The sequence below is a fragment of the Gemmatimonadota bacterium genome, assembly GCA_039715185.1.
Classification (GTDB): Bacteria; Gemmatimonadota; Gemmatimonadetes; order Longimicrobiales; family RSA9; genus DATHRK01.
Genome location: JBDLIA010000104.1, coordinates 1 through 10,631 on the forward strand (window position 1 = coordinate 1; position 10,631 = coordinate 10,631).

Genomic DNA, 10,631 nt, shown 5'->3' on the forward strand with positions numbered 1-10,631 from the left:
GCCGCCAGCGGCGACCAGCATCTCGGCGAGAAGCAGCAGCAGCGCCGCCAGGGCGGCGAGCCGCCACGCCTCGCGGCCGCGCCGGGCGCGGAAGATCTCGCGCGACCAGTCGTCCTTCGCCACGACGCGCGCCTCCCCTCCGAGCGCGGAGCGCAACGCGCGCTCGTCCAGCCGCGTCAATTCGGACTCGCGGGGCGGCGGGTTGACGGCGAACGCGCCCAGCAGGGAGTCGCCCGCGAGGACGCGGTAGACGCCGGGCGCGGGCGGTACGCGAAACGGGGCGCCGCCCTCGACGCCGATGCGCTCCCCCTCGGGCCCCACCACGGCGTCCGCCCTGCCGGGGAGGGGCACCCACGCGCCCGGCGCGAGGTCAGCGCCCTCCGGGATGGCGCTGGCCCAGCCCGCCACCAGCCGGTCCACCAGCGGCACCATGGCCGCGGTGGCCGCGACGTCGCCCTCGCGCCCGTCCAGCGGGCCCGCAACGAGCAGATAGCGCGCGCCGTCGGGCAGCGCGCCGCCCACCGCCCACGGGTCGCCGCCGGCCAGGCGCACCCGCACCTCGGCGGCGTCCACGTCGCCTTCGGCGCGCAGCCGGTAGGGGGTGCGCAGCTCCACGTCGGCGAGCAGGGCGGCGAGTTCTGGGTCCGCCGGCGCGTCGGCGCGGTCGCCGGCGGCCTCGCCCTGGGCCTCCACGCGCCACGGTACGCCCGCCTCGGCCAGGGCGCGGTTGAGCGCCGGCAGCGCGACGGGGTCGGCGGGTGGCAGGGCGATGACCGCGGCTCCGGGGCGGGTGGGCAGGCCGGCTCCACCCACCGAAACCACGACGTCGGCCGAGCGCGCCGGCGCGCGTCTGACGCGGCCGCCGTCCGCCAGGATGTCCAGAGCGCCCTCCACGAACGGAGCCTCCCCCACTACGGCCACCGCCGCCGGCGGCAGCACGCGGGCCACGTAGTGGCGCCTGTCGTCGGCGCGCAGCTCGTCGGCCTCCAACTCGGCGCGACCCTCCAGCACGCCCTCCGGCTGCGCGGGCAGCATCAGCAGCGCCACCGAGCCGGCCGCGCCCCGCCCGACCGCGCGCAGCGTGTCGTGCGCGAGCAGCCGCAGACCCGTCGAGTCCCGCCCGCCCGCGAGCGCGACTCCCACCGAGACGCGCTGGCCGGCGCGCGGCGCGAGCCCGCCCTCCAGCGACACGGCCGCGACGCCCAGGTTGGCCGGCGGGTCGCGATCCGGCGCGACCACGAGCACCGGCGGCCCGGCGTCGTCCTCGCCGGCGCCCGCATCGGTGCCCGCGAACTCGGTCGCCTGGCCGTCGGTCAGCAGGTGGATTTCCCCCACGCGGCCGTCGGCGCCGGCGCCCAGCAGGCCGCGCGCTCGCTCGAGCGCGGCGGGCAAGTCGGCCCCGGCCGGGACGGGCGCCACGCCGCGGATCAGATCGGCGGCCGCGCGCGCGTCGCCCGGCGGGGCCGCGGCCCACGGCTCCGCCGCGCGGATGACCCAGAAGCGGTCGTCGGGCCCGGCGGCGTCGGTGGCCGCGAGAGCCAGGCCCTTGAGCTCGTCCAGCAGGCGGCGGTCGCCGCGCACGAGCGACGCGCTCAAAGAGTTGTCGAGCACCACGACCACCGCGGTGGGCCGGTGCTCGCCCTGGCCGCCGCGCAGGAAGGGCCGCGCCGCCGCGAACGCCAGCGCCATGACCGCCGCCACGCGCAGCAGCAGCAGCAGGAGCTGGCGCAGCCGGATCCGCCGCGCGTGCTCGCGCTCGGCGAGGCGCAGGTAGCGGATGGCCGGGAACACCACGCGCCGGCCCTGCTGGCGCTGAAGGAGGTGCAGCAGGATTGGCACCGCGGCGGCCACGGCGAGCGCGAGGAGCGCGGGCGCGAGGAAGCCGATCACGCCAGGCGCTGCCGCTTACGCATGTACTCACGCAGGCCGAAAGCGAACGGCCGGGAGGTATCGAGAAGGACGTAGTCGATGCCGTTCGGCCTGAGCGACCGCCGCCACTCCGCTATGGCCCCCGCCACAGAGGCGCGGTACTCGGCGCGCAGATCGGCGACCGTCACCGGGAGCTCGTCGCCCGTTTCGGGATCCACGAAGCGGGCGTCGCCCACGCCGGGCAGCTCGCGTTCGCCCGGGTCCAGCAGGTGGAAGACCAACACCTCGTGTCCCCTGTGGCGCAGGTAGCGGAGTGCGAGGCGCGTCTCGTCCGCGTCCACGAGCAAATCCGAGAACAGGATCACCAGGCCGCGCCGGCGCAGCATCTGGGCCGCTTCCCGCAGCGCGGTCTCGGCCCCCGTGTCGCCCGCGGGCTCGGCTCCCTGCAGCAGCCGACCCACCTCCAGCCAGTGCCGCCGCCCGCCGTGCGCGCCCACGCGGTCGCGGACGTGCTCGTCGAACGCGAGCGCGCCCACGGCGTCGCCCTGCCTCAGCAGCAGGAACGCGAGCGCCGCGGCCAGCTGCTTGGCGTACCACAGCTTGGTGGGGATGCGGTCGGGGTCGGAGCTCCACCCCATCGACGCGCTGGCGTCCAGGAGCAGATACGCGCGCAGGTTGGTATCCTGCTCGAACTGCTTTACGAAGTAGCGGTCGGTGCGGGCGACCGTGCGCCAGTCCATGTAGCGCAGGTCGTCTCCGGCCTGGTACGGCCGATGCTCGGCGAACTCCACCGAAAAACCCCTGTGCGGAGAGCGGTGGAGGCCCGTCAGGAATCCCTCGACCACGTTGCGGGCGACGTACTCCAGCCCTCCCAGCCCGCGCAGCTCCTGCGGAGCCAGCAGGTCGGGGCGCCGGGCGCCGCGCGCTTGGGCCGGGTTCGCCATGGTTGGGATTCGCCTCCTGGTGGTTCCTGCCCCGGGCAGCTCGAGACCCCCGCTCACCGCCGCGCGACGCTACGTCGATGGCCGCCCGCGGTTCGGGACGTGCGCTACCCCTCAGGGCGACGGAAGGTCGGACGCGCTGCGGGCGCCCCAGGTTGGCCGGCGCCGCCTTGCCAGCGCGCGACCCCGGGACTATCCATGGGCCATGCGATTCGCCAACTCGCTGATCCTGTTCGCGGCGCTGGTCGCCGCCGTGGCCGTGCCGATGTTCGTCGGCTTCGGGCTGTCGGAGCACCACAACCAATGGATCGCCTACGGCGGCGCCGCCGCCGTGCTCGCGGCAGCGCTCATCCTGCTGCACGTGCGCGTGGCCGGGGTTCCTTCGCACTAGGCGTCGGGCGAGCTCCCGGGCCTCGACCCGCGCCCCCCGTTCGCGCTATCATCCGCCCGCCCGAAGCGCTTCGGGCCGCCGACTCATCGACACGTGACCCGGGACACCGTTCCTTGCAGCTCGACCGCATCCGCAACTTCTGTATCGTCGCCCACATCGACCACGGGAAGTCCACCCTGGCCGATCGGCTGCTCGAGCGCACCGCCTCGCTCGAGGCGCGGGAGATGAAGGAACAGGTCCTGGACTCCATCGACCTCGAGCGCGAGCGCGGGATCACCATCAAGCTGCACGCGGTCCGCATGGACTATCTCGCCCCGGACGGCACCGCCTACGAGCTGAACCTGATCGACACACCCGGGCACGTCGATTTCACCTACGAAGTGTCGCGTTCGCTGGCCGCCTGCGAGGGTGCCGTGCTGGTGGTGGACGCGAGCCAGGGTGTGCAGGCGCAGACGATGTCCAACCTCTTCCTGGCCATGGAGGCCGGGCTCGAGATCGTGCCGGTGCTCAACAAGATCGATCTGCCGGGCGCGGAACCCGAGCGCCGGCGCGCGGAGTTGGTCGACCTGCTGGGAGTGGAGCCCGAGGAGATCCTGGCCGTGTCCGCCAAGGAGGGCACCGGCGTGGACGAGCTGCTGGAGGCCATCGTGCGGCGGGTGCCCGCCCCCCAGGGAGACCCCTCCGCGCCGCTGCGCGCCCTGATCTTCGACTCGTTCTACGACAAGTACCGCGGCGCCGTGCCCAGCGTGCGCGTGGTGGACGGCCATATCCGGCCGGGCATGCGCATAGGCTTCGGCGCGCACGACGCGACCTACGAGGTGGACGAGGTGGGTTATCTGCTACTGCGCCGCGTGCCCCAGCCGCGGCTCGAAGCTGGCGAGGTGGGCTACGTGACCGCGGCCATCAAGCGGGTGGGGGACACGCGGGTGGGAGACACCGTCATCGACGCCGACAATCCGCCCGCCGGGCTGCTGGCCGGCTACAAGGATGTCAGGCCGATGGTGTTCAGCGGCATCTACACCACCGAGTCCGACCAGTACGAGGACCTGCGGGACGCGCTCGAGAAGCTCAAGCTGAACGACGCCAGCCTGTTCTACGAGCCCGAGACGTCGACCGCGCTGGGATTCGGGTTCCGCTGCGGCTTCCTGGGGCTGCTGCACATGGAGATCGTGCGCGAGCGGCTGCAGCGGGAGTTCGACCTGGACCTGATCTCCACCGTGCCCAACGTGGAGTACCGCATCGTGCTCACCAACGACGAGCGCATGGAGATCGAGAACCCCAGCGCCATGCCGGACCGCGTGCGCATCAATCGCGTGGAGGAGCCATACGTGCGCGCGCACATCGTCTCGCCCGCGGAGTTCATCGGCAACGTCCAGAAGCTGTGCCACGAGCGCCGCGCCGAGCACGTGTCCATGCAGTACATCGACACCGAGCGGGTGGAGTTCACCTACGACATGCCGCTCGCCGAGATCGTGCTGGACTTCTACGATCGGTTGAAGGGCTCCACGCGCGGGTACGCGGGGCTGGACTGGGAGCCGCTGGAGTATCGGGCGAACGACCTGGTGCGCCTGGACATGCTGATCAACGGCGACCCGGTAGACGCCTTCAGCGTGATCATCCACGCCGACAAGGCGTTCGAGTACGGGCGCTCGCTGGCGGTCAAGCTGAAGGAGCTGATCCCGCGCCAGATGTTCGAGGTGGCGATCCAGGCCGCGATCGGCAACAAGGTGATCGCGCGCACCACCGTGAAGGCCCTGCGCAAGCAGGTGACCGCCAAGTGCTACGGCGGCGACATTACGCGCAAGCGCAAGCTGCTGGAGAAGCAGCGGGAGGGGAAGAAGCGCATGAAGCAGGTGGGCACCGTGGACATCCCGCAGGAGGCCTTCCTGGCGGTGCTGCAGGTGGAGGACTGATGCGCTGGATCGTGGGCGTGGACATCGGCGGCACGAACGTCGTCGTGGGCGCTCTGCCGGAGGACGGCAGCGCGCTCGTCGGCGTGCAGAAGGTCCCCACCGAGGCGGCGCGCGGGCCCAAGCACGTCGTGGATCGCATCGTCGGCCTGATCGGCGACGCCGTGGACGCCGCCGTGGCGGAGGGAGCGGCGAGGGCCGACGTCGCGGGCGTGGGGATCGGTTCGCCGGGCCCCCTGGACCGCGCCAGCGGCACCGTCATCGAGACGCCGAACCTGGGCTGGCGCAACTTTCCGCTGCGCGACCTGATCTCTAACGCCGTCGGACTTCCCGCGACGCTCGACAACGACGCCAACTGCGCGACTTACGGCGAGTGGTGGCTGGGCGCGGGTCAGGACGTGGACACGCTGGTCGGGCTGACGCTGGGAACCGGAATCGGCGGCGGGATCGTGCTCGGCGGCCGCGTCTACCACGGCGCCAACGACGTGGCCGGAGAGCTGGGCCACACCACCATCGATTCCACCGGGCGCAAGTGTAAATGCGGCAACTACGGCTGTCTGGAGGCGTACGCGTCGGGTCCGGCGATCGCGGCCAGGGCGGTGGAGGGCCTGATGAGCGGGGCGGAGAGCATCCTGCCCGACCTCGTGGGAGGCCGGCTGGAGGCTCTGACCGCGGCCGTCGTGTACGAGGGCGTGGTGCTCGGCGACGGCTTCGCCGACGAAGTGATGAAGGAGACCGCCAAGTTCCTCGGCGCCGGCATCGCCAACGTGATCAACTCGCTGAACCCCGAAATGGTGGTCGTGGCCGGGGGCGTTACGCGCGCGGGCGAACACCTCTTCCAGCCGCTCCGCGCCGAGGTCAGGCGCCGCGCGTTCACGCACGCGCAGGAGGCGTGTCGCATCGTGCCCGGCGCGCTGGAAGGGACCGCCGGCCTGATCGGCGCGGCGGGCGTGTTCAGAACGGAGCGGCTGCGCGACGAGTGAGCGAGCGATCGTTGGGGGTGGCGGGCGCTTCGGTGCGCCGGCTGGGCGTCCTCGGAACGCTCGTCTGGGACCGCATTTACGCGCGCGAAGGGCGGGCGGAGCCGGTCGAGGAATGGGGCGGCATTGCGTACGCGCTGGCCGCCCTCGTGGCGGCCTGCCCGCCGGGTTGGCAAATCGTGCCGATCCTGAAGATCGGGCGCGATCTGGACGCGCGGGCGAGGGCCTTCCTGGCGTCGCTTCCCGGACTGGATACGGTGTCCGCCGTGCGCACCGTGGAGGAGCCCAACAACCGCGTCGAGCTCCGCTACGTGGACAACGAGCGTCGCACCGAGAAGCTCAGCGGCGGCGTGCCCGGGTGGGAGTGGGAGGAGTTGGAGCCGCTGCTCGGCGGGCTCGACGCGCTGTACGTCAACTTCATCGCCGGGTGGGAGCTGACGCTGGCCGGGGCGCTCCGCCTGAGGCAGGCGTGCGCGGGCCCGCTGTACGCGGATCTGCACTCGTTGCTGCTGGACCTGGGCCCCGAGGGGAGGCGCAGGCCGCGTTCGTTGGCCGCCTGGAGAGAGTGGCTGACGGCGTTCGACGTCGTGCAGATGAACGAGGCCGAGTTGCAGACCCTGGCGGGCCGCTGGGGGGACCCGTGGGCGCTCGCGGCCGAGACGGTCGGGGTGGACCTGCGCCTCCTGCTCGTTACCCTCGGGGAGCGGGGCGCCGCCTACGTGCGCTCTCCGCTGTACGGGGCAGGGCCGTCCTCGTGGCGGCGCGGAGGCCTTCAGCCGGCGCGCCCATTGGGGGCGGCCGGGAGGGCCGAGAGCGCGCGCGTGCCCTTAGCGGAGGCGGCCAGGCCCGGTGACCCCACCGGGTGCGGGGACGTGTGGGGCGCGACCTGCTTCGCGGCGTTGCTGGGCGGGGAGCCGGTGGAGAGCGCGATCGGGCGGGCCCACGAGGCGGCGGCCCGCAACGTCGAGCACCACGGCGCGAGCGGCCTGCACAGACACCTGATGGGGAGGATCCACACGTGAGGATCATCGCGCTCCCGGCCAATCTCGACGAGGCCGCGTTCGACCCGCTCGTCGCGCCTCTCTCCGAGGACGGCGGCGCGGGCGATGGCGGGCCGCCTTTTCTGATCGATGCAGCCGGGGTGCGCTGGGTGGACCCGTACGGAGCGCTGAGCGTTCTGGCATTCGGTCACGCGGCGCGCGCCGCCGGACGGAGGGTACGCCTGCGCCCGCCGGCGTCGCCGGAGGTCACCAGCTACCTGCGCCGCATGGGCTTCTTCCGGCACGCCACCGATGTCTTCGAGTTGCACGGAGAGGTAGGACGGGGCGAGGATACGAAGTCCGACGTGCTGCTCGAGATCACGGCGGTCTCCGATCACGGCGACGTGCACCGGGTCGTGGACCGCGTCTACGAGCGCTCCGGGGCGATCCTGATCAAACAGCTCGCCTATCCGCCGGAGCTGGCGATGCAGTTCGGCACGATCTTCAGCGAGGTCTGCCAGAACATCATCGAGCACGCCGAGGCGCCCGGGTGGGTGGCGACCCAGACGTATCACTGGCGGAAGAGGCTGGGGCGGAAGGTGGTGATGATCGCGGTGATGGATCTGGGGGTGGGGTTTCGGGGCTCGCTGGAGGGCGAGCACGCGGCGGCCTACGCGGGGCGCTGGGGCGACGCGGCCGCGCTGGAGGCCGCGTTCATCCACGGGGTCACGCGCTTCCGCGACCCCGGCCGCGGGCAGGGCCTGCAGCAGATCCGCCGGCTGGTCGGAAAGGTCGATGGGCGCGTGTCCATTCGCAGCGGCACCGCGCGCATCTCCGACGTCCCTGACTGGGCGGACACGCCCCCCCTCGAGGAGGGCCTGCCGTACTTCCCGGGCGCCCAGATCTCCATCGTCCTGCCGGCGCGGGAGTCCTCGTCGTGAGGCCCCAGCAGCGGCTGGATCAGGCTCCGCTGGTGACCCCGTTTCACGTCGACCTCAGCGACCAGGTACGGCGCTCGGTGGCCACGCTCTACTCGCACCTCGTCACGAGGCCAACCGGGCAGGCCCTGCGCCTGGGGATCGAGAGCCGGATCCGCGAGAGCGCCGGCCCGTGCGTGTCGGTCCTGGACTTCACCGAGGTGGTCGTCCTGGACTACTCCTGTGCCGACGAGACCGTCGCCAAGCTCGTGCGTCGCTACTGCGCCGCGAATCCTCCCGCGCCCGCCTACTTCATGGCGCGCGGCGTGGCCCTGCACCATCGCGAGACCCTCGACACCGTGCTGATCCGACAGGGCATGGCGCTGGTGGCCGAGGTCGCCGGCCTGGGGCCGCGGCTGCTGGGATACGCATCGGCGCTCGAGCACGCGGTCTGGACCGCGGTGGAGGAGACGGGCTCGGTGCGGCCGGCCGAGCTGGACGAGCGGCTGGATGAAGAGGGCGTGTCGGGCGCCGCGCGCGCGCTCGTGGGCCGGCGAGTGGTGGTCGCGGGCCCGGGCGGACGCCTCCACTCGCTGAGCCGGCTGGTGCGCTCCGAACGTTGAGGGACCGCCGCGCGCGCTTCACGATAACCGCGGCCGTGCTGGTCGCCGCGGCCGCGCCCGGCCTCGCGGCGGCGCAACAGCCGGACAGCGCGGCGCCTTCAGACACCGTCATCCCCCTGAGACCGCTCGTGGTGTCGGCCTTCCCGCTGCCGCTGTCGTTGGCCGCGGCGCCGGTGGCCGCGTCCTTCGTGGACGGCATCCGGGCCACGCGCGCCCGGGCCGGCGTTGGGCTGGGGGGCGTGCTGGAGCGGATACCGGGCGTGCAGGTCGACAATCGACACAACGACGCGCTCGACGAGCGCATCGCCGTACGCGGTTTCGGCGCCCGCTCGCAGTTCGGCGTGCGCGGCCTCGCCGTCGTCGTGGACGGAGTCCCCGCGACCATGCCGGACGGGCAGACCGCCCTGAGCCATCTCGATCCCAACGCGGTACGCTGGCTGGAAGCGGTGCGCGGACCCGCCTCGACGCTGGTCGGCAACGCGGGCGGAGGCGCGCTGATCATAGCCACCGCGCCCGCGAAGGAGGGGCTGAGCGCGCGCGTGCTGGGGGGCGCCGACGGCTTCCTGCGGCTGGAGGCGGAGGCCGCCCGGCGCGTGGGGGGGGCGCTCGTGTCCGGTCGCCTGGCGCGGCGCCGCACCGACGGCTTCCGCGACCACGCGGACGCCGACAAGACGTGGGCGTCGGCGCACGTCGAGGCGCCGGTGGGGGAGGGCCGCCTGCGGGTGGCCGTGCACGGCGTCGACTACGACGCGCTCAACCCCGGCTCGCTGTCGGACTCGCTCAGGTTGGCCGATCCCGGCGCGGCGTTCTCCCGCAACGTGGACCAAGGCACGGGCGAGGAGGCACGTCAGGCCCAGGTCGGCGCGCGCTGGACCGGCCCGGGCGCGGGCGCCGAGTGGGACGCCGCGGCGTGGCTGCTCGGGCGTGACGTGGACAACCCGATCCCCGTCGCCGTCGTGGATCTGTCCCGGGTGGCGAGCGGCGCGCGCGTGCGCCACCGCCGGGTGGGTGGGCCAGTCGGGTGGGCGGTGGGCGTGGACCTGGCCTCGCAGTGGGACGACCGGCGCAACTTCACGAACGAGGACGGCGCGGCGGGGGACCTCACCCTGGATCAGAACGAGCGCGTGACGCAGGTGGCCCCGCTCGCGCAGCTCGCGCTGGGCTTCGACCGCCTAAGCGTTACCGCGGCGGCGCGCTGGGACGCCGTGCGCTTCTCGGTGGACGATCGCCTGGTGCCGTCCGGCGGCGCGCCGGAGAGCGGCGCGCGGACCATGTCCGCGTTCAGTCCGGCGATCGGCGCGCTGTGGCGCCCCGGGAGCGGCGCGGCCGCGTTCGCCAATCTGTCCACGTCCTTCGAGACGCCCACCACCAGCGAGCTCGCCAACCAGCCGGACGGGAGCGGGGGCTTCAACCCCGACCTGGCCCCCCAGCGCACGGTGGGTATCGAGGCCGGCGTGCGTGCGCGCGAGGCGACCTACCGCTGGGAGGTGGTGGCCTTCCACGCGCGCGTCTCCGAAGCGCTGATCCCGTTCGAGGCGGAGAGCGGGCGCACGTTCTTCCGGAACGCCGGGCGCGCGCGCCACGCGGGCCTGGAGCTGGCCGCGGGCGCCACCGTACGGGACCGCGTCGAGGTGCGCGCCGCGTGGTCGTGGACGCGCGCCGAGTTCCGGGACTTCACCCTGGACGGGGAAGACCTGCGCGGCAACCGCCTGCCGGGGGTTACGCCCCACCGCGTGGAGGCGGCGGCCTCCATCGCGGGCGCGGCCGGCTTCGCCGAAGTCGAGCTGCGGTACCGGTCGCGCGCGGCCGCGAACGATGACAACACCGCGTTCTGGCCGGCCTACGTATTGGTCGACGTGCGCGCCGAGGGCCCCGCCTGGCGGGTGGGAGGGACCGCGCTGCGGGCGCAGGCGGGGCTGCTGAACCTGGCGGACGCGGACTACGTGGCGTCGATCGTGCCCAACGCCTTCGGCGGCAGGTTCTTCGAGCCCGGGCCGGGGCGGACGTGGTACGCCGGGCT

9 protein-coding genes are annotated in these 10,631 nt (G+C 73.4%); 7 read left to right on the forward strand and 2 right to left on the reverse strand.

What is annotated here, in order from left to right; translation table 11 throughout:
- Positions 1–1,890, reverse strand: a 1,890-nt coding sequence (locus ABFS34_14350) for a VWA domain-containing protein (protein ID MEN8376624.1), incomplete at its 3' end; no start/stop codon positions are given.
- Positions 1,887–2,813, reverse strand: coding sequence for a DUF58 domain-containing protein (locus ABFS34_14355; GenBank protein MEN8376625.1), 927 nt, complete (start codon positions 2,811–2,813; stop codon positions 1,887–1,889). The genes ABFS34_14350 and ABFS34_14355, both read right to left, overlap by 4 nt.
- A 202-nt stretch (positions 2,814–3,015) precedes the next feature.
- Here ABFS34_14355 and ABFS34_14360 point away from each other — a divergent pair, with 202 nt between their 5' ends.
- The 7 genes from ABFS34_14360 to ABFS34_14390 all read left to right on the forward strand — a co-directional run.
- Positions 3,016–3,201, forward strand: coding sequence for a hypothetical protein (locus ABFS34_14360; protein MEN8376626.1), 186 nt, complete (start codon positions 3,016–3,018; stop codon positions 3,199–3,201).
- A 113-nt stretch (positions 3,202–3,314) separates the two neighbouring features.
- Positions 3,315–5,114, forward strand: a complete 1,800-nt coding sequence (gene lepA / locus ABFS34_14365) for a translation elongation factor 4 (GenBank protein ID MEN8376627.1) — start codon at positions 3,315–3,317, stop codon at positions 5,112–5,114.
- Complete coding sequence (locus ABFS34_14370) at positions 5,114–6,094, forward strand: ROK family protein (protein MEN8376628.1); 981 nt, start codon at positions 5,114–5,116, stop codon at positions 6,092–6,094. Before lepA ends, ABFS34_14370 begins: the two co-directional genes overlap by 1 nt.
- Entirely contained in the window at positions 6,091–7,113 is a 1,023-nt protein-coding gene (locus tag ABFS34_14375) for a carbohydrate kinase family protein (protein ID MEN8376629.1), read from the forward strand. The genes ABFS34_14370 and ABFS34_14375 overlap by 4 nt, the downstream gene beginning before the upstream one ends.
- A complete protein-coding gene (locus ABFS34_14380; GenBank protein MEN8376630.1) occupies positions 7,110–8,012 on the forward strand; it encodes a hypothetical protein in 903 nt (300 codons plus the stop codon). Before ABFS34_14375 ends, ABFS34_14380 begins: the two co-directional genes overlap by 4 nt.
- A complete protein-coding gene (locus ABFS34_14385) occupies positions 8,009–8,611 on the forward strand; it encodes a hypothetical protein (protein ID MEN8376631.1) in 603 nt (200 codons plus the stop codon). The genes ABFS34_14380 and ABFS34_14385 overlap by 4 nt, the downstream gene beginning before the upstream one ends.
- A partial coding sequence (locus ABFS34_14390) for a TonB-dependent receptor (protein MEN8376632.1) occupies positions 8,608–10,631 on the forward strand: 2,024 nt, incomplete at its 3' end. The genes ABFS34_14385 and ABFS34_14390, both read left to right, overlap by 4 nt.